This window comes from Pseudomonas sp. 1121_17, from assembly GCF_052850745.1.
This window is the reverse complement of sequence record NZ_VXCX01000004.1, coordinates 261,504-280,160: the sequence shown is the minus strand read 5'-3', so window position 1 is coordinate 280,160 and position 18,657 is coordinate 261,504. Positions and strand designations below refer to the sequence as shown.

The following is an 18,657-nucleotide window of genomic DNA, read 5'->3' as shown; positions in this document are numbered from 1 at the left end:
CAATTTATTGACAGGTCACAGGCCTGATGTAGGCGCGCTGCGCGATGGGATCGGGGATGCACAAGAAAGTCGCTGTGCTGCAGTCGAATTACATTCCATGGAAGGGCTATTTTGACCTGATCGCCAGCGTTGATGCCTTCGTCTTTTACGACGATGTGCAGTACACCCGGCGCGACTGGCGCAACCGCAACAAGATCAAGACCGCGCAAGGCGAACACTGGTTGACGGTGCCGGTCAAGAACAAAGGCCGTTTCGAGCAGTTGATCAACGAAGTCGAAGTCAGCGATCCAGGCTGGGCCGAGCAGCATTGGAAAACCATTGCCATGAGCTACCGTCGCGCGCCGTGTTTCGCCGAGATGGAAGGCAAGGTACGGGCGATCTACGAGCAAGCGGCCGAGCTCAGCCTCCTGTCGCAGATCAACCAGCACTTGATCAGCGCTTTGTGTCCGCTGCTGGGGATCTCCACGCGGTTGTACCGCTCGGAAGATCTGGGGCGAGCTGACGGCAAGAACGAGCGCCTGATCCACCTGTGCCAGGCACTCGGCGCCAGCGATTACCTGTCCGGGCCTGCGGCCAGTTGCTATCTGGACCAAGCGGCATTCGCTGCAGCAGGGCTGGGGCTGGATTACATGAACTATGACGGCTATCCGGTTTACCCGCAGTTGCATGGCGAGTTTCTGCACGGCGTAAGCGTGATCGACCTGCTGTTCAACACCGGCAGTGATGCTGCAGCGTTCCTGCAGCGCCGTCCGGCCTGAACTGATCCTGGAGTTTCTGATGTCCAATACCGCGCAACCAGGCGCTCAACCTTACGACGCAGCGCTCGCGCGACTGCGTTTGATGTATGCCAAGCCAGAGCATCCCTACTACATCATGGCGCCTGGATATCGCGAGACATCGTCAGGCATCGTCTCGATGCACTACTTGTGTCACGTGCTCAACCTTAGTGGTCGCGAGGCGTATATCCACGCCAGCGGCGCGGTGAACCCTGAGCTGAAGACGCCAGCGCTCGATGCGGGCGTGCGTGAACGGCACCGGGCACAAGGCAAGGTGCCGATTGCGGTGTATCCAGAAGTGGTCTCGGGCAATCCGTTGCTGGCAGCCGTGGTTGCGCGGTTCATGCTTAACTTCGAGAAGTTCATCACCGGCAAGGACATGCAGGCAAGTCCCGACGACCTGATGTTCTACTACGCGGCGCGGCTTGCCGAAGCGCAGGGTTTTCCGGATGGCGACCTGCTTTGCCTGCCTACCATCGATATCGAATTGTTTGCAGGCGGTGCCCCCGCAGTGGTGCGTGAAGGCAGCTACCTGTATCACAACCGCTATCCACTCGAGCGCATCGACTACACCCAGTTGCCGGAGCAGGTTCGCCTGCTCAGTATCGCCAACCCCTTGAGCCTGTCCGAGTTGGCCGAGGTGTTGCGCAAGGCCGAGGTGCTCTACACCTACGAATGGTCGATGACCTGCGTGATCGCCGTACTCTGCGGATGCCCGGTCATCTTCATGGCGGGGGTCGGCATCGACCGTGAGTTCCTCGACAACAGCTTCTTTGGCTGCATCGGTTTTGCCATGAGTGATGAAACGGATGCGCTGCAGCGCGCCAGGGCAAGCCTTGGTGCTGCCTTGCCGCGCTACGTCGAGCGCACCGCACCGTTCTGGCAGCAGCTTGACGTGTTCATCGACAAAACCCAGCGTGCCGCGCGCCTTGAAGCTGCAGGTAATCTGCTGGGCATCCTCGACTGGATCCGCCAGCGCCGCCCTCAGCCCGCGCAACTGCAGGCCATCAAGCAGCGTCTGGAGCAACTGGGGGCGCCGCGCATTGCCGTGCTGGTGATTGACCGAGGCGATCAGGTGGCTTTGGCTGCCACCGTGGACAGTCTGGTTCACAGCCGCTATCAGCAGCTGCAGATCGTCGTTCTGGGCAGGGGCCAGCCCAAGCAGAGCAATATCGAATGGCTGGCGACGGATCCACAGCAGCCGCTGGCTGCTATCAATGCGTGGTTGAGCGGTAGCCAGAGCCCCTGGCTGATGCTGGTCGAGGCGGGCACGACATTCATCCACAGCGGCCTGCTGCTGACCGCAGTAGGCTTGGCTGAAGCCGCCAGCGACTGTCTGGCGGTATACGCAGACGAGGCGTCGCGTGGCGATGATGGCGCCGTCGAACTCTGCTTGCGCCCCGATCTCAATCTCGACCTGTTGCTGTCGCGCCCAGCAGAGCTGGCAAGGCACTGGCTATACCGGCGTGAAGCCCTACAGCAGGGATTCAGCTGCGCTGCCGGGCGTGCGTTCGAACTTGAGTTGCAGCTGCGCCTGCTCAGCGAACACGGCCTGGGCTGTGTCGCCCACGCCAGTCAAACGCTGCTCATAGCGCAGGTGCCCGGCCAGGTGCCGTGCAGCGACGAACAGGTGGTGATCGGCGCTCATTTGCAGGCGCGCGGTTATGTCGACGCGCGGGTGTTGGCGCAGTCGCACGGTGGCTATCGCATTGAATATGGACTGCAGTCTCCGGCACTGGTCAGTATCGTGATTTACCTGGAGGGGCAACTGCAGCAGTTTCAACGCTGCCTCGACAGCCTGCTGACACAGACGTCCTACAGCGATTACCAGGTGCTGTTGATCGAGCCGGGCACAGACGACCCTGCTCGCCAGGCCTGGCTCGACCAGCTCGAGCAGATAGGTGCGGGCCGTTTCGAGGTGCTGCGATTTGCCCCCGGTCAGGCGCCTGCGGCCATGTGCAACGCGGCGGCGCAGGAGGCTCGCGGCGAGTATCTGCTCTGGCTCAGTGCCTGTAGCATCCTGCTCGAGCCAGGTTGGCTGCAGGCGCTGCTCAATCACGCGCAGCGCCCGGAAGTCGGCGCGGTGGGCAGCAAGTTGCTCAACCGCGACGGCAGCATTGCTCAGGGAGGTTTGGTACTCGGCCTGGCGGGCTCGGTCGGGCCGGCATTTGCAGGCGTATCCGCCCAGGCCCCCGGCTACATGGACCGCCTTTGCCTGGACCAGAATTACTCGGCGCTGGGCGGTGAATGCCTGATGCTACGTCGGGCGCTGTTCATTGAAATGGGCGGCTTTGATGCCGCTCCTTTGCTCTCCTGCTGGACCGCAGTCGATCTGTGTCTGAAGCTGCAACGTTCCGGCTACCTGAATGTCTGGACACCGCATGCGCGGCTGCTGCTCGATGCCGAGCCAGTGCCGGCGCCCAGCGCTGATCAGGAAGATGCGCTGTATGCCCGCTGGTTGCCCGCGCTGGCGCGCGATCCAGCCTATAACCGCAATCTGTCGCTGGCTGCCGGAAAAAGCTTCAGCCTGGAAACCAACGCGTTGAGCTGGCGGCCGGTACAGCACATCCTGCCAACAGTGCTGGCCTGCGCGGCAGGTCCGCAGCCCCTGGGCAGGGCGCGCTTGCTGTTGCCGTTCATGGCCTTGCGCGACTGCGGCGAGCTCGATGGCGCGGTGACTGCCGGGATGCTGTCGCCGGTCGAAATCGAGCGTTTCCAACCGACCAGCGTAATTGTCCAGCGCCCCTGCGATGACGCCGGTCTGCTTGCGCTGCGGCGCCTGCGGGCGTTTTCGGCGGTTTTCAAAGTTTACGATCTGGACGGCTATCTGCCGGAGATGTCCTTGCCCGGTGGATTCTCTGCCGCCGAGCTGCAGCAGCGGCTGCAGCATGGCATCAGCCAGGCCGATCGGGTGTTGGTAAGCACTCCGGCGCTGGCGCAGCTGTTGCAGGCTGAGCATGAAGATGTGCGCCTGCTGGAAAGCGCGTTGCCGAGTAGCTGGGGGCGCCTGCAAGGCGGCCGCGGCAAGGGCAGCAAGCCGCGTGTGGGCTGGCTGGGCGACAAAGACGCGGACTTGCTTGCCGAGGTCATACCGGCGTTGGCAGGGGCGGTCGAATGGGTCGTGCTGGGCGATTGCCCAGCCGCCTTGCGTGGCTGGCTGACAGCCTGGCATCCGCAGGTCGACGACAGCCGTCTGGGCCAGGCTTTGGCAGAGCTGGATCTGGATCTGGCACTGGTGCCCATGCGTGAATCCTTTGCCAACGCCTGCTCGGGCGACCTGCGCATTCTGCAGCATGCAGCCTGTGGCCAGCCGGTGATCTGCAGCCGGGTTGCAGGGTTTGTCGGTGGCGAGGTGTTGCCGTTGACGCGCGTAAGCAATGAAGCGGCAGATTGGGTCCGGGCAATCAGACTGCACCTGGACGATCAACAGGCGTCAGCCCAGTTGGGCGCTGCCCTGCAGGCCCAGGTACGTAACGACTGGCTACTCGAAGGCGACCGACTGCAAGCATGGCGGCGTGCCTGGTTGCCAGATTGAGCGGCGTCAGCCACATGACAACGATCATGGCGGACATCGCTCCGATCCATGCAGGAGAAACGGCATAGATGAACAACACACTCGATACTTTCATTGGCGCTTACAGCGACAGTTTCGGCTACGCCTACGACAACAACATCATGCTGAACTGGTACCCGCGGCGGATCATGGAGCTTTGCGGCCCTGAGCTCAGCTTGCTGGAACTGGGTATCGGGCATGGTTTCTCAACCAATCGATTCTCTCGCTATTTCAACTCGCACACCGTGATCGATGGTTCGCCTTCGGTAATTGCCCAGTTCCAGGCGCAACACCCGGACAGCCCGGCGCACATCGTCGAAGGCTATTTTGAAACCTTCGAAACCGATCAGCGTTTTGACCTTATCGTCATGGGCTTTGTCCTTGAGCATGTCGAAGACCCGCAGGTAGTGCTGCGCCACTTCCGCCAGTACCTCAAGCCCAATGGCCGCTGTTTTGTTCTGGTGCCCAATGCACAATCGCTGCACCGGCGCTTCGGCCATGCCGCTGGGCTGCTTGATGACATGATGGTGCTGGGGCAGGGCGATCATGAACTGGGGCATCTGCGCGCCTACTCATTGGACACACTGACGCAAGAGCTCGAGCAGGCGGGTTTGCAGGTTGTGCGCAAGGAAGGCCTGTTCCTCAAGCCGTTCATGACCTCGCAGATGAAATCACTCGAACTCAGCGAAAGCATTACCACTGCCATGTGCACCGTGGCCATCGACTACCCGGAGCTCAGCTGCGCGCTGATGCTCGAAGCGACCGTCGCCGACCTATGAAAAGCCTGGTGATCGGCAGCACTTCGACCCTTGGCAAAGCAATCGCCCAGGCGCTGACACGCCACGGCCCGGTCCAGTTGGCGGGGCGTCGCGAGGCTGACATTGTGTTTGACCTGAGTCGGTTGGATAGGCCGGTCTGCGGGCAATCGTTCGATGTAGTGGTGCACGCCGCAGCCGATTTCGGTGGCTCAGAACCTGACGATCTGGTGCGTGCCGAGCAGGTCAACAGCGTCGGTGCGCTGGCAGCCTGTCGCCTGGCCGAACAGTGTGGCGCGCGGCACTTCATTCTGTTGTCATCGCGCTGGGCCGCGCATCAAGCGCAAGACCCGTATTACGGTATCTACGCGCTGTCCAAACGGCACGCCGAAGAAGTCGTCAGCCTGTACTGTCAGTCACGGGGCATGGCCCTGACGATTCTGCGTATCAGCCAGGTCTATGACAGTCAGGCCCAGTGTCGAATCCACCAACCGCTGCTGTACGCCATTGCCGACAGTGCAGCCGCCGGCAACACGGTCAAGCTGTACGGCAGCAACGACCCTCGTCGCAACTACCTGCACGTCGATGATCTCGCCGAGATCTGCGCACGGGTCGCCGAGCAGCGGGTCGAGGGCTTGCACAACTGTGGCCATCCAGAAGACCCGCGCCTGTCGCAGATTGCCCGAGCGGCGTTCGAGGCTTTCGGTCAGCCGGTTGATGTGCAGTTTCTGCCGGATCGGGCCGATATCCCCGATCTGCCAATGTTCGCCTGCGCGCACGCGCTGTTCGAACGGATTGGCTACGCGCCCAAGGTGGATATCCGGCGCGGCTTCGAATTGATGCGGGCACAGCGAGGGATGCACGGATGAGAACGGTAATGGTCACCGGCGTGGGCGCCATCATGGGCTATGGCCTGCTAAAATCGCTGCGTGCGGCCGACCCCGCAGTGCGCCTGGTCGGCACCGATATCTATGACGATGCGGTCGGCCGGGCATGGTGCGATGTGTTCGAACAGGCGCCGCTGACTGCCGATGCCAGCTACGGCCACTGGCTACAGCAGGTAGTGCTCAGGTACCAGGTCGACTTGCTGATTCCGGGCATCGAGCAGGATGTCCACTGGCTTTGCGACCACCGTGCGCTGCTGGCGAAGACGAGTACTCAGGTGGCGCTCAATACCCAGGCTCTGATCGACTTGTCGCGCGACAAGTGGGCCATGGATCAGGCCCTGCTGGCGCTTGACGAGCGCTGCCGCATCCCAAGCCTGATCGCTGGTGATTTCCATTCGCTGAAGCAGGCTCTGGGTCTGCCGTTTCTGCTCAAGCCGCGCAAGGGTTATGCCTCCAAAGGGCTGGTATGGGTCCACCAGGAGCAGGACTTCACGCCTTATGCGCCGCTTGTCGGTGAGGTGATGATGGCGCAGCCGATCATTGGCACTGCAGCTCAGGAGTACACCGTGGCGGTGTTCGGCGACGGCCTGGGCAATGCCGGTGCGAGCATTGCCTTCCAGCGCAGTCTGGCCTCCGACGGTTCGACCGCCAAGGCGTGGGTCTATCAGGCCGATAGCCTGGACGGCACCGTCGCCCGATTGTGCCGTGCGTTCAAACCGGTGGGTCCGACCAATCTGCAGTTTCGCCGCGATGACCAGGGCGGCTGGCGCTTGCTCGAGATCAATCCGCGGATTTCTTCGACCAGCTCGATCCGTACTGCCTTTGGCTACAACGAGGCGGCGATGTGCCTGGACTATTATCTGGACGGTAGGATTGCCCAGCAGCCGACACTCAGGCAGGGCTTCGCGGTCCGCTACATAGAGGATCACGTTGTCTATGATCGGCATCATTTCTGACGTCCACGGCAACTACAGCGCACTGTGTACGGTGCTTGACCGGCTTGATGCACTTGGCGTGTCGCGGATCATCTGCCTGGGCGACACCGCTGGCTACTACAGCGAGGTCAATGCGTGCTGCGATGCACTGCGCGAGCGCCAGGTGCTTTCGGTGATGGGTAACCACGACTGGTACCTGGCCAATCAAGAGCGCTGCCCCCGCTCGAACAGTGCCAATGCGTGCCTGGACTATCAGGCGGGTGTTATCAGCGCGAGTAACCTTGACTGGTTGAAACGCCTGGCCACGCATGCCGTGGAGCAGGACATCCACATGGTGCATGGCGGCTGGAATGATCCGTTGGATGAATATCTGCGTCCCTCGCAAGGCTATTTCGATGCGCTGCCGGGCTGTCGCTTCGCCTCAGGGCACACCCATGTGCAGTTTCTATGGCAAGGCCAAGGCAAGGTCTATTGCAATCCGGGTTCGGTTGGCCAGCCGCGTGACGGAGACCCGCGCGCGGGTTTCGCCACCTGGGACGGTGAGACGTTTGTACTGCACCGCGTCGCCTATGACATCGGCAGGACGCAGCGGGCGATGGCCGCTGCCGGATTCACCCCATACTTTTACCAGAACCTTGAGAAGGGCACTCAGATAGGTGGCAGGATCAGCACCGTTCCGGGGCTCTGAATGGCTAACCAGCGACCCATGGCTTCGGGTGGCGACTGCGGAAAATCAGCAATGAACACAGAAAAGATGTTCTTCAATCGCCCGCACATGACGGGCAAAGAGCTGTACTACATTGCCGAGGCCAAGTTCGGCAACATGCTGGCTGGCGATGGCCCGTATACCAAGCGCTGCCACCAGTGGCTGGAAGCCCACACCCGCAGCGCCAAGGCCCTGCTGACCCACTCCTGTACCGCCGCGCTGGAAATGACGGCGCTGTTGCTGGATATCCAGCCGGGCGATGAAGTCATCATGCCTTCCTACACCTTCGTCTCGACTGCGAACGCGTTCGTGCTGCGTGGCGCTGTGCCGGTATTCGTCGATATCCGTGCCGATACGCTCAATCTCGACGAGCGCCTGATCGAAGCCGCCATCACCCCGCGAACCAGGGCGATCGTGCCGGTGCACTACGCTGGAGTGGCCTGCGAAATGGACAGCATCATGGCCATTGCCCGCAAGCATGGCCTGGCCGTGGTCGAGGACGCCGCCCAAGGTGTGATGTCCAGCTACAAAGGCAGGGCGCTGGGCAGCATTGGTGATCTGGGTGCATTCAGCTTCCATGAGACCAAGAACGTCATTTCCGGTGAAGGCGGAGCGCTGTTGGTCAATACCCCGAAGCAGGTGCTGCGCGCCGAGATCATCCGCGAGAAGGGCACTGACCGCAGTCGCTTCTTCCGCGGCGAGGTAGACAAGTACACCTGGCAGGAGGTCGGCTCGTCGTTCTTGCCTGGTGAGTTGATTGCAGCGTTTCTCTGGGCTCAGCTCGAGGAAGCGCAAGCGATCACCGACAACCGCCTGGCCAGCTGGGATTACTACCATGGCGCCCTGGAGCCGCTCGAGCAGCAAGGCTTGCTGCGTCGGCCGATCATCCCCCTCGACGTTCAGCACAACGCCCATATGTACTATGTACTGCTCGCGCCCGGGATTGATCGCCAGGCTGTGATCGATGCGCTCAGGCAGCACGAGATCTATGCCGTGTTTCACTATGTGCCGCTGCACTCGTCCCCTGCGGGACAACGCTACGGACGCGTGCACGGCTCGATGCAAGTCACCGACAGCAGTGCTGAGCGGCTGTTGCGTCTGCCACTCTGGTGGGGGCTGCCGCGAGCGGGCCAGGATCGGCTCGTCGAGGTGCTCGGCGATTGCCTGACCGGGCAGTCCGCAGCAAACGCGTATTCGACAAAAAGAGCGTGACTTGAGAGTCAGAACGCGCATCTTCACTGTATATTGTCGGAAACCGGGAGCCGCTGCATAGCGCCTGCAAAACGGGTCAGGGATCGGTAGTCACCGTATCGCCTGGCTTTTTGTCGTTGTGCATGCAGTGGGTGTTTCGCTGTTATTGAATTGGGAAGCCATATGATTGGCATTAAAAGCATTGCCAGCTACGTGCCCACCGAAGGGGTGGACAACTACGCCCAGGGTGCGAAATTTGGCAAAGACCAGGATTTCATCTTCGGCAAGATCGGTTCGACGTTCTTGCCGCGCAAGGACGCTGGCCAGGAAACATCCGATCTGGCTGTCGAGGCTGCCAAAGCCTTGTTTGCAAATAATCCAGCGCTGGACCCGGCGGCAATTGATGTGTTGATCGTCGTTACCCAGAACGGTGACGCCGAAGGGCTGCCGCATACCGCTGCGATCGTCCAGCACAAGCTGGGCCTGCCCACCCATATCGCGGCGTTCGACATTTCTCTTGGCTGCTCTGGGTATGTCTACGGTCTGTATGCCATGAAGGGCTTCATGGAAGCCGCGGGCCTGAAGAATGGCTTGCTGATCACCGCCGATCCTTACTCGAAGATCGTCGATCCGGAAGACCGTAACACCACCATGCTGTTCGGCGATGCTGCAACCGCCACCTGGATGGGTGAGGACGCCAGCTGGAAGCTCGGCAAGTCGCTGTTCGGCAGCGACGGCAGTGGCGCTGAACACCTGCGCACCACTGAAGGCAAGTTCTACATGAACGGCCGCCAGGTCTACAACTTTGCCTTGGTGAAGATCCCCGCTCACCTGCAGCAGTTGCTCGATGCCAGCCAATTGCAGGCTGATGACATTGACCTGTTCTGCCTGCACCAGGGTAGCGCGGCGATCGTCGATGCGGTATCGCTGCGCTTCCAGGAAGGGCAACACAAGGCCAGGTTCGTCAAGGACATGGTCGAGACGGGTAACACTGTGTCGTCGAGCATTCCCTTGCTACTGGAAAAACACGTATTTGGCTCACGTCACCAGCGCGTCGCGTTGAGCGGCTTCGGCGTAGGTTTGTCATGGGGCTCGGCGATCATCGAACGATGTGACTGAGCACTGCCGCTGTATGCATAGAACGCCGCCATATCCCGGGCGGCGTTTTTGTTGGTGTGCTGGCAAGCTTGCGTCAGGAGGATATTTTTGCCCTGCGGTCTTTAAATGCGCGCCTGAATCATGGCGTCAAGTCCGCGAATTCTCTGGGCTGGCAGGATGCCACCAATTTTTTTCGAAAATCCGCTAAAGCAACGCCCGCTGACGACGATAACTATTACGAAGGTTCTCTGTGCCCCCACCCGGCGAATTGCCAAGGCCGGAAGCCGTAGTACCCAATTAACGAGGAATTCGTCATGGCTTTGACCGTTAACACCAACACTACCTCCCTGGGCGTTCAGAAGAACCTGAACCGTGCTACCGACGCACTCAGCACCTCGATGTCCCGTCTGTCTTCCGGCCTGAAAATCAACAGCGCCAAAGACGACGCTGCCGGCCTGCAGATCGCTACCCGCATGACCTCGCAGATCAAAGGTCAGACCATGGCGATCAAAAACGCCAACGACGCTATCTCGATCGCCCAGACTGCTGAAGGCGCGATGCAAGAGCAGACCAACATTCTGCAGCGTATGCGTGAACTGGCTGTTCAGTCGCGAAACGACAACAACAGCGAAGACGACCGTGCCGCACTGGACAAAGAGTTCCAGTCGATGCTGAAAGAAATCGACCGTATCGCCAACAGCACTCAGCTGAACGGCAAGAACCTGCTGAACGGCGACGCTGGCGAGATGACCTTCCAGGTCGGTTCCAACACCGGTACTGACAACCAGATCACCATCAACCTGAGCGACGCGCTGAACACCACTGGTGCACTGAGCGGTCTGACCGGCCAGAACATCACCGGTGCAGACAGCTCCGCGGCCGAGGCCACTTTCACCGCCGCCATGAGCGCGATCGATGACGCCCTGAACGCCATCAACACCACTCGTGCTGACCTGGGTGCCGTGCAGAACCGTCTGACCAGCACCATCAACAACCTGCAAAACATCAACGAAAACGCCGAAGCTGCTCGTGGTCGCGTACAAGACACCGACTTCGCCGCTGAAACTGCCCAGCTGACCAAGCAGCAGACTCTGCAGCAAGCTTCCACTTCGGTTCTGGCTCAGGCCAACCAGCTGCCATCCGCTGTACTGAAGCTGCTTCAGTAATAGTTGATTGGTCGTTGGCGGAGGAGCGCAGGATGCTGCGCTTCTCCGCTTTTTTCGTTGCGAGGTGGCAGACATGGACATGAGCGTCAAGCTGAACCAGTCTTACCCGGCCGTGCGTCCGGTCGAGGTGGTCGCCGACAAGCCAGTAGCAGATGCGCCTGTGTTGCGCTCGGCAGATACTGATCGTGTCAGTGAAACGAAACAACCGCCGGCCGTGATCGATGCCGAGCAGGTTCGCAATGCGGTATCGGAAATAGAAAAATTCCTGAGCACGTCTCGACGTAATCTGGAGTTCTCCACCGATGAGGATTCCGGCAAGATCGTGGTCAAGGTCATCGCCAGCGAAACTGGCGAGCTCATTCGTCAGCTACCCTCGGAAGAGGCGTTGCGGATCGCCAGCAGCTTGAGTGATGTCAACAGTCTTCTATTCGACGCCAAGGTATGATTGGCGGCGAATTCAGCAATAATGAATCGTGGCGGCCCTGTAACCTTGGGTGACCGCACAAGCAGAGAGGAGCACCACCATGGCAAGCTCGATCGTTTCCTCCTTGGGCCTCGGCTCTGGAATCAACATCACTGAAATCGTAAAAGTGCTGGTCGATTCCGATACTGCCGCCAAGAAGGCTCAGATCACCCGGCAGACCAGCAACAATGCTGCGTACATTTCCGGGGTTGGCGCGCTGCGTAGTGCCCTCACTGCTTTCACTACGTCGATGGGCAAGCTCAACGACAAGAATGCGCCGTCGTTCAATGCCTACGCGGCAACGTCGGCAAGCGAGAGCGTGGTCAAGGCCAAAGCCAGCAACACGGCTGTGGCGGGCTCTTACAGCATCGAAGTGAAAAACCTCGCCACCAGTTCCAAGGTCGCCAGCCAGGCGTTCCTTGAAGGTCCGAGTAAAAGCATTGATCCGGGCGAGCTGGTCATCGAGCAAGGTGGCAAGAGCTACAAGATCACTGTTGGCGATGATGCGACCCTGCAGACTGTGCGCGACCAGATCAACAAGGAGCTGAGCGCCAGCGGCATCTCTGCCAACATCATCACCGGTGAAGATGGTGCTCGTTTGGTGCTGGGTTCCACTACCACAGGCGCCAATACCGATATCAAGGTCAGCGGTATCCCTGATCTGGAGATCGACGGCACCAAATCGATGAAGACCGAAGGCGCTGGCTATATCACTGCGCTAGCTGAGGATGCGGTCATGCTGGTGGACGGCCTGGAGGTCAAGAGCGCTTCCAATACCGTCACCACTGCAGTGAGCGGGCTATCGCTCGAATTGACCGGCGCCAGCCTCGCTGGGTCGCCGACCAAGGTCACCGTGGCATCCAACACCGACGGCTTGAAAACGTCGGTGCAGAGTTTCGTCGACGCATACAACACCCTGCAGAAAACGGTTGCTGCGCTGACCAAAGCCACCACCAATGCTGATGGCAGCGTAACGCTCGGCCCGCTGAGTAACGATCCGACGACCCGGTCGCTGCTGGCCGATGTGCGCGGTGTTCTGGCCGAAGTTGGCGCAGGTGACCGGCTGACCACCTTGAGTCAGCTTGGCATCAACACGCAGAAAGACGGCACGCTGGAGTTCACCAGCAGCAAGTTCGACAGTGCCATGAATGACAAGAAACTTGGCAGCGAGATACAGCAGCTGTTCAGTGGCACCAATGGTATTTTCGAGCGCATGACCAAAGTCATTGATCCGTATAACGCGGTCGATGGCAGCCTGGTGACACGCAAGAACAACCTCGACAAGGTCGCCAAGAACCTTGCCGATCAGCAGGCTGCCCTGGATCGTCGTACCGAGGCGCTGACCACATCGCTGACCAAGAAGTACGTAGCGCTGGACACCGCTCTGGGCAAGATGAAGGCTCAGGCCAACCAGATTACCTCGATCTTCGAAGCCATCAATGCGCAGGCCAGAAAGTCCTGAACATGAGCAGATGAAACAAGCCCGGTAGCGTTGCCAAGACGCACCGGGTTTTTTTTCGCGGCTAAAGTTTTTTGACGTGGCGGCGATATACAGGGTATACGCAACCTTTTTCGCGGTAACGAGGCAGATCCATGAATCCGATGCTGGCCCTTCGGCAGTACCAGAAAGTCAACGGTGTGGCGCAGACGTCCGAGGCGAGCCCGCATCGTCTGGTGCAGATGCTCATGCAGGGCGGGCTGGACCGCCTGGCGCAAGCCAAGGGTGCTATCGCGCGCAAAGATATCGCCCAGCAAGGCATCCTCCTCAGCAAAGCCATCGACATCATCGGCGGCCTGCGTGAAGGTCTCGACCTGGAAAACCACGCCGACAGCCTGGCCGAGCTGGACAACCTGTATACCTACATGAGCCGGCGCCTGGTCGAGGCGAACCTGAAGACCGACACCGCGATCATCGACGAAGTCGCCCGCCTGCTGATCACGGTCAAGGAAGGCTGGGATGCGATCGCTGACCAACAGCCGGAAGGCTGATCCAAGGAGCGTGGCATGAGCATGGTGATCGAGCGTATCGAACAGACCCGAGAGGCGCTGCTGGCAGCGCTCGCCGGCCGCGACTGGGATGCAGTGAGCGAACTCGATCTCGAGTGCCGCCTGTGCGTCGATGACGTGTTGTCCGAAGCATCGCACAATGAAAGCCAGGTACGTGCCAGCCTGGAGCAGCTGCTCGAGGTCTATCGGCATCTGATTGATGTTGCAAGTGGGGAACGTCAAACTTTAGTCGACGAGATGACGCAAATCCGTCAGGCGAAAAATGCCGCTAAGGTATACCATCTGTTCAGCTGACACTGATGAGATGCAAAAACTGAGCGCCATAAATTTGACTGTGCGTTTTTTTTTGACTTTACTAGTGGCTGTATTCGAATTTCAGACGTCCGAACACTGACCATTCAGTCGGAATGATGTCGAGCACGCCCTCAGGGCGCCGATATGACTAGGGAAGTTGCTATTGCATGTGGCGTGAAACCAAGATTCTCCTGATCGATGACGACAGCGCCCGCCGCCGCGATCTGGCAGTGGTTCTGAACTTTCTCGGCGAAGACAACCTGTCTTGCTCAAGCCAGGACTGGCAGCAAGCGGTAGAGTCGCTGGCCTCCAGTCGTGAGGTGCTGTGCGTACTTATCGGTGCGGTCAACGCGCCTTCCAGTGTGCAAGGGCTGCTTAAGACAGTGGCAGGCTGGGATGAGTTCCTTCCGATGTTGCTGCTTGGCGATGTTTCTGCTGCGGAGTTCCCTGAGGACCTGCGCCGCCGGGTGTTGTCCAACCTGGAAATGCCTGCCAGCTACAGCCAGCTGCTCGACTCCCTGCACCGCGCCCAGGTCTATCGCGAAATGTACGACCATGCCCGCGAGCGTGGCCGTCAGCGCGAACCGAACCTGTTCCGCAGCCTGGTTGGCACCAGTCGCGCCATTCAGCACGTGCGGCAGATGATGCAGCAGGTGGCCGACACCGACGCCAGCGTGCTGATCCTCGGCGAGTCGGGCACTGGCAAGGAAGTGGTCGCGCGTAACCTGCACTATCATTCCAAGCGCCGTGAAGCACCGTTCGTGCCGGTCAACTGTGGCGCGATCCCGGCCGAGTTGCTCGAAAGCGAACTGTTTGGTCACGAAAAGGGCGCGTTCACCGGTGCGATCACCAGTCGCGCTGGGCGCTTCGAGCTGGCCAACGGCGGCACGCTGTTCCTCGACGAGATTGGCGACATGCCGCTGCCGATGCAGGTCAAGCTGCTGCGTGTGTTGCAGGAGCGTACCTTCGAGCGTGTGGGTAGCAACAAGACCCAGAGCATCGATGTGCGCATCATTGCCGCTACGCACAAGAACCTTGAGGTCATGATCGAAGAGGGCACCTTCCGCGAAGACTTGTACTATCGCCTGAACGTGTTCCCGATCGAGATGGCGCCGCTGCGTGAGCGAGTTGAAGACATCCCGCTGCTGATGAACGAGCTGATCTCGCGCATGGAGCACGAGAAGCGTGGGTCGATTCGGTTCAATTCGGCCTCGATCATGTCGCTGTGCCGCCATGGCTGGCCTGGCAACGTTCGCGAGCTGGCCAACCTGGTCGAGCGCATGGCGATCATGCATCCCTACGGTGTGATCGGGGTGTCCGAGCTGCCGAAGAAATTCCGCTACGTCGACGATGAAGACGAGCAGTTGGTCGACAGCATGCGCAGCGACCTGGAAGAGCGTGTTGCGATCAACGGCCATACGCCGAATTTCTCCAATCACGCGATGCTGCCGCCCGAAGGCCTCGACCTCAAGGACTACCTCGGTAGCCTCGAGCAAGGTTTGATCCAGCAGGCGCTGGACGACGCCAATGGCATCGTTGCGCGGGCCGCCGAGCGCTTGCGGATTCGCCGTACGACGCTGGTGGAGAAAATGCGCAAATACGGCATGAGCCGTCGCGACGGCGAGGAACAGGCAGAGGATTGACGCCTGCCGTTCCCCTTGCATAGGGCTGCAGCGCAGCCCTGATAAGCCCTCCACTCCGTTAACCCTATCTCCGGCACGGCTATTGCTATATCGCAGGCAACACACCGTTTTTATGACGGTCAGCCACGCGAGAGAGCACCATGCCCCACGCCGCCCCGATTTCCCGAGCCGCTGATCCGCAGGGTCGCATCCCGGTCGAGCAGGAAAGCCGACAGGGCCTTGAGCACGCATTCGCGTTGTTCAATCAGGTTTCCAGCCAACTGAATCAATCCTACGGCATGCTCGAGGCGCGGGTGCGCGAGCTCAAGGGCGAGCTTGCTGTAGTCAGTGCACAGCGCATGGCTGAACTGGACGAAAAGGAACGCCTGGCCAATCGCCTGCAGAACCTGCTCGACCTGTTGCCTGGCGGGGTGGTGGTGATTGATGAGCACGGCAGGGTGCGCGAGGCGAATCCTGCGGCCTGCGAGTTGCTGGGCGAGCCCTTGCTCGGCGAATTGTGGCGCCAGATCATTGCCCGCAGTTTCGCCCCACGCAAGGACGACGGCCATGAAGTGTCCCTGCGCGATGGCCGCCGTGTGTCTATCGCCACCCGCTCGCTGGATGCCGAGCCTGGCCAGTTGGTCCTGTTGACTGACCTGACCGAAACCCGTCGCCTGCAGGATCAACTCGCCCGGCATGAGCGCTTGTCCTCGCTCGGGCGCATGGTTGCCTCGCTGGCGCATCAGATCCGCACGCCGCTGTCGGCGGCCATGCTCTATGCCAGCCACCTGGCGGATCCGCAGCAACAGTTGACCAGCGAAACCCGTCAGCGCTTTGCTGGAAACCTCAAGGAGCGACTGCACGAGCTTGAGCATCAGGTGCGCGACATGCTGGTGTTCGCCCGCGGTGAGTTGCCGCTGGCTGATCGGGTCAGCCCCAAGGGTTTGTTCCAAGCGTTGCAACAAGCCGCGCAGGTGCATGTGCAGGGCCATGCGGTGCGTTGGCAGTGCGACACCCACCTGGGTGAGTTGCTGTGCAATCGCGACACCCTGGTCGGGGCACTGCTCAATTTGCTGGAAAACGCCCTGCAGGCAAGCACGCTGCCGGCGCGGGTAAAAATTCATTTGTTCCGTCGTGGGCATGCGCTGCACCTGTGCGTCAGTGATGCCGGCTGCGGCATCGCGCCGGCGCTGCTGGCGCGCCTCGGTGAGCCGTTTCTGACCACCAAGACTACCGGTACCGGACTCGGCCTGGCCGTGGTTCAGGCGGTGGTGCGTGCACATCAGGGCGAAGTACACATGCGCTCGCGAGTAGGTCGGGGCACCTGCGTGCAGGTGATCCTGCCGCTGCTGGGCGAGTTGCCTGGGGAGGCGCGCTGATGGGGATCAAGGTGCTGCTGGTCGAGGATGACCGGGTGCTGCGTGAAGCGCTTGGCGATACCCTCGAGATCGGCGGTTTTGCCTACCGGGCGGTGGGCAGTGCCGAAGAGGCGTTGGCCGCTGTGGCCGGTGAAGCGTTCAGTCTGGTGGTGAGTGACGTCAACATGCCTGGCATGGACGGCCATCAGTTGCTGCTGCAATTGCGCAGCAGCCATCCGCAATTGCCGGTGCTGCTGATGACCGCCCATGCTGCGGTTGAGCGTGCAGTCCAGGCCATGCGCCAAGGCGCGGTGGATTACCTGGTCAAGCCGTTCGAGCCGCAGGCGCTGTTAAGTCTGGTGGCGCGTCATGCTGGCGGTCGCGTCGGCGGTGCCGATGAAGACGGCCCGGTGGCATGCGAGCCGGCCAGCCGGCGCTTGCTGGAGCTGGCTGCGCGCGTCGCCCAGAGTGATTCGACGGTGTTGATTTCTGGCGAATCGGGAACCGGCAAGGAGGTCTTGGCGCAGTACATCCATCGCCGGTCCTCGCGAGCGGCGCAGCCGTTTGTGGCGATCAACTGCGCAGCAATCCCGGACAACATGCTTGAGGCAACCTTGTTCGGCCACGAGAAGGGTGCCTTCACCGGCGCCATTGCCGCTCAGCCAGGCAAATTCGAGCAGGCCGATGGCGGTACCTTGCTCCTTGACGAGATTTCCGAAATGCCGCTGGGCTTGCAGGCCAAGCTGCTGCGGGTGTTGCAGGAGCGCGAAGTGGAGCGGGTGGGTGGACGCAAGCCAATCGCGCTGGATATTCGCGTGCTGGCTACCACCAATCGCGACCTGGGCGCTGAAGTAGCGGCGGGGCGCTTCCGTGAAGACCTGTTCTATCGATTGTCGGTGTTCCCCTTGGCCTGGTGCCCGCTGCGCGAGCGCAGCGGCGATATTCTGCCGCTGGCCGAGCGCCTGCTGGCGCGCCATGTGGCGAAGATGAAGCACGCGCCGGTCCGGTTGTCTGCCGAGGCGCGCCACTGCCTGCAGAACCATCCGTGGCCGGGCAACGTGCGCGAACTCGACAATGCCCTGCAGCGGGCGCTGATTCTGCAGCAGGGCGGCTTGATCGAGGCGGCGGATTTTTGTCTGGGTGGGGTCATTGCCTTGTCTGCACCGGCAGCGCTGGTCGCGCCTGCATTGGCAGTCGCTAGCGATTTACCTGCTGATTCCGGGGTGTTGGGCGACGACCTGCGCCGGCACGAATTCCAGATGATCATCGACACCCTGCGCGCCGAGCGCGGGCGGCGCAAGGAAGCGGCCGATCGGCTGGGCATCAGCCCACGCACCCTGCGCTACAAGCTGGCGCAGATGCGCGATGCCGGCCTTGATGTCGAGGCCAGCCTGTTCGGCTGATTCACCTTAATTAACCCGCTTACAGGATGGCTGGCATCGCTCTTGCTAGCACCAGCCTATCCGCTGCATGAGTGTCAAAAAAATGCGGCCGCCGGAGAGAGAAGTTCATGAGCCAAGGTATTGAATTCAATCGTCTGATGTTGGACATGCGGTCCATGCAGGCCGATGCCATGTCCCTGCCCAAAGTGGCAGCTGCGCCTGAGCTGGCGCCAGGGCAGAGCAGTTTTGCCGACATGCTCGGCCAGGCCATTGGCAAGGTCCATGAAACCCAGCAGGCCTCGAGCCAGCTCGCCAACGCGTTCGAAATTGGCAAGAGCGGCGTGGACCTGACCGACGTGATGGTTGCTTCGCAAAAAGCCTCGGTGTCATTCCAGGCGTTGACCCAGGTGCGCAACAAGCTGGTTCAGGCGTACCAGGACATCATGCAGATGCCGGTTTGAGGA

Annotated in this window: 17 protein-coding genes; all 17 read left to right on the top strand. The window is 60.7% G+C overall.

Translation table 11 applies throughout. The annotated features are described in order from the left end of the window. Positions 1-56 precede the first annotated feature (56 nt). The 17 genes from FW789_RS11435 to fliE all read left to right on the top strand — a co-directional run bounded on the left by FW789_RS11435 (position 57) and on the right by fliE (position 18,654). A complete protein-coding gene (locus FW789_RS11435; protein WP_186698615.1) occupies positions 57-758 on the top strand; it encodes a WbqC family protein in 702 nt (233 codons plus the stop codon). A gap of 19 nt (positions 759-777) precedes the next feature. After that, on the top strand, positions 778-4,311 hold the full coding sequence (locus FW789_RS11430) for a glycosyltransferase (RefSeq protein ID WP_446431465.1): 3,534 nt from the start codon (positions 778-780) through the stop codon (positions 4,309-4,311). Positions 4,312-4,379: 68 nt separating this feature from the next. Next, on the top strand, positions 4,380-5,108 hold the full coding sequence (locus FW789_RS11425; protein ID WP_446431464.1) for a class I SAM-dependent methyltransferase: 729 nt from the start codon (positions 4,380-4,382) through the stop codon (positions 5,106-5,108). After that, a complete protein-coding gene (locus FW789_RS11420) occupies positions 5,105-5,953 on the top strand; it encodes an NAD-dependent epimerase/dehydratase family protein (RefSeq protein WP_446431463.1) in 849 nt (282 codons plus the stop codon). The genes FW789_RS11425 and FW789_RS11420 overlap by 4 nt, the downstream gene beginning before the upstream one ends. Next, entirely contained in the window at positions 5,950-6,927 is a 978-nt protein-coding gene (locus FW789_RS11415) for an ATP-grasp domain-containing protein (protein ID WP_446431462.1), read from the top strand. The genes FW789_RS11420 and FW789_RS11415 overlap by 4 nt, the downstream gene beginning before the upstream one ends. Beyond that, positions 6,908-7,594 (top strand): metallophosphoesterase family protein, encoded by a 687-nt coding sequence (locus FW789_RS11410; protein ID WP_186698625.1) that lies wholly within the window; start codon positions 6,908-6,910, stop codon positions 7,592-7,594. Before FW789_RS11415 ends, FW789_RS11410 begins: the two co-directional genes overlap by 20 nt. A 51-nt stretch (positions 7,595-7,645) precedes the next feature. Beyond that, positions 7,646-8,824, top strand: a complete 1,179-nt coding sequence (gene rffA, locus FW789_RS11405) for a dTDP-4-amino-4,6-dideoxygalactose transaminase (protein ID WP_186698627.1) — start codon at positions 7,646-7,648, stop codon at positions 8,822-8,824. Between the two features lie 162 nt (positions 8,825-8,986). After that, complete coding sequence (locus FW789_RS11400; RefSeq protein WP_186698630.1) at positions 8,987-9,922, top strand: ketoacyl-ACP synthase III; 936 nt, start codon at positions 8,987-8,989, stop codon at positions 9,920-9,922. A 293-nt stretch (positions 9,923-10,215) separates the two neighbouring features. After that, the gene (locus tag FW789_RS11395; protein ID WP_186698632.1) at positions 10,216-11,067 is read left to right on the top strand and encodes a flagellin domain-containing protein; all 852 of its coding nucleotides are present in this window, start codon (positions 10,216-10,218) and stop codon (positions 11,065-11,067) included. A gap of 73 nt (positions 11,068-11,140) precedes the next feature. After that, the gene (locus tag FW789_RS11390; RefSeq protein ID WP_150569776.1) at positions 11,141-11,512 is read left to right on the top strand and encodes a flagellar protein FlaG; all 372 of its coding nucleotides are present in this window, start codon (positions 11,141-11,143) and stop codon (positions 11,510-11,512) included. A gap of 79 nt (positions 11,513-11,591) precedes the next feature. Then, entirely contained in the window at positions 11,592-12,992 is a 1,401-nt protein-coding gene (fliD, locus tag FW789_RS11385; RefSeq protein ID WP_186698636.1) for a flagellar filament capping protein FliD, read from the top strand. A gap of 131 nt (positions 12,993-13,123) precedes the next feature. Next, positions 13,124-13,519 carry a flagellar export chaperone FliS gene (gene fliS / locus FW789_RS11380; protein WP_150569774.1) on the top strand — a complete coding sequence of 132 codons (396 nt, stop codon included), beginning with the start codon at positions 13,124-13,126 and terminating at the stop codon, positions 13,517-13,519. 15 nt (positions 13,520-13,534) lie between these two features. Next, positions 13,535-13,831 carry a flagellar protein FliT gene (locus tag FW789_RS11375; protein ID WP_103436645.1) on the top strand — a complete coding sequence of 99 codons (297 nt, stop codon included), beginning with the start codon at positions 13,535-13,537 and terminating at the stop codon, positions 13,829-13,831. A 167-nt stretch (positions 13,832-13,998) separates the two neighbouring features. Continuing rightward, complete coding sequence (gene fleQ, locus FW789_RS11370; protein ID WP_103436646.1) at positions 13,999-15,474, top strand: transcriptional regulator FleQ; 1,476 nt, start codon at positions 13,999-14,001, stop codon at positions 15,472-15,474. A gap of 140 nt (positions 15,475-15,614) precedes the next feature. Next, positions 15,615-16,832, top strand: coding sequence for a sensor histidine kinase (locus FW789_RS11365; protein WP_446431461.1), 1,218 nt, complete (start codon positions 15,615-15,617; stop codon positions 16,830-16,832). After that, complete coding sequence (locus FW789_RS11360) at positions 16,832-18,214, top strand: sigma-54-dependent transcriptional regulator (protein WP_207072639.1); 1,383 nt, start codon at positions 16,832-16,834, stop codon at positions 18,212-18,214. Before FW789_RS11365 ends, FW789_RS11360 begins: the two co-directional genes overlap by 1 nt. Before the next feature lie 107 nt (positions 18,215-18,321). Then, positions 18,322-18,654, top strand: coding sequence for a flagellar hook-basal body complex protein FliE (fliE, locus tag FW789_RS11355; protein WP_103436649.1), 333 nt, complete (start codon positions 18,322-18,324; stop codon positions 18,652-18,654). The last annotated feature ends 3 nt before the right edge of the window (positions 18,655-18,657 follow it).

What these genes read in the sequence shown, in the direction of transcription:
- FW789_RS11365 (WP_446431461.1), top strand. Translation starts at nt 15,615, where the DNA reads ATGCCCCACGCCGCCCCGATTTCCCGAGCCGCTGATCCGCAGGGTCGC.
- FW789_RS11360 (WP_207072639.1), top strand. Translation starts at nt 16,832, where the DNA reads ATGGGGATCAAGGTGCTGCTGGTCGAGGATGACCGGGTGCTGCGTGAA.
- FW789_RS11425 (WP_446431464.1), top strand. Translation starts at nt 4,380, where the DNA reads ATGAACAACACACTCGATACTTTCATTGGCGCTTACAGCGACAGTTTC.
- FW789_RS11390 (WP_150569776.1), top strand. Translation starts at nt 11,141, where the DNA reads ATGGACATGAGCGTCAAGCTGAACCAGTCTTACCCGGCCGTGCGTCCG.
- fleQ (WP_103436646.1), top strand. Translation starts at nt 13,999, where the DNA reads ATGTGGCGTGAAACCAAGATTCTCCTGATCGATGACGACAGCGCCCGC.
- FW789_RS11375 (WP_103436645.1), top strand. Translation starts at nt 13,535, where the DNA reads ATGAGCATGGTGATCGAGCGTATCGAACAGACCCGAGAGGCGCTGCTG.
- fliE (WP_103436649.1), top strand. Translation starts at nt 18,322, where the DNA reads ATGAGCCAAGGTATTGAATTCAATCGTCTGATGTTGGACATGCGGTCC.
- FW789_RS11410 (WP_186698625.1), top strand. Translation starts at nt 6,908, where the DNA reads ATGATCGGCATCATTTCTGACGTCCACGGCAACTACAGCGCACTGTGT.
- FW789_RS11420 (WP_446431463.1), top strand. Translation starts at nt 5,105, where the DNA reads ATGAAAAGCCTGGTGATCGGCAGCACTTCGACCCTTGGCAAAGCAATC.
- FW789_RS11415 (WP_446431462.1), top strand. Translation starts at nt 5,950, where the DNA reads ATGAGAACGGTAATGGTCACCGGCGTGGGCGCCATCATGGGCTATGGC.
- FW789_RS11430 (WP_446431465.1), top strand. Translation starts at nt 778, where the DNA reads ATGTCCAATACCGCGCAACCAGGCGCTCAACCTTACGACGCAGCGCTC.
- fliD (WP_186698636.1), top strand. Translation starts at nt 11,592, where the DNA reads ATGGCAAGCTCGATCGTTTCCTCCTTGGGCCTCGGCTCTGGAATCAAC.
- fliS (WP_150569774.1), top strand. Translation starts at nt 13,124, where the DNA reads ATGAATCCGATGCTGGCCCTTCGGCAGTACCAGAAAGTCAACGGTGTG.
- FW789_RS11395 (WP_186698632.1), top strand. Translation starts at nt 10,216, where the DNA reads ATGGCTTTGACCGTTAACACCAACACTACCTCCCTGGGCGTTCAGAAG.
- rffA (WP_186698627.1), top strand. Translation starts at nt 7,646, where the DNA reads ATGAACACAGAAAAGATGTTCTTCAATCGCCCGCACATGACGGGCAAA.
- FW789_RS11400 (WP_186698630.1), top strand. Translation starts at nt 8,987, where the DNA reads ATGATTGGCATTAAAAGCATTGCCAGCTACGTGCCCACCGAAGGGGTG.
- FW789_RS11435 (WP_186698615.1), top strand. Translation starts at nt 57, where the DNA reads ATGCACAAGAAAGTCGCTGTGCTGCAGTCGAATTACATTCCATGGAAG.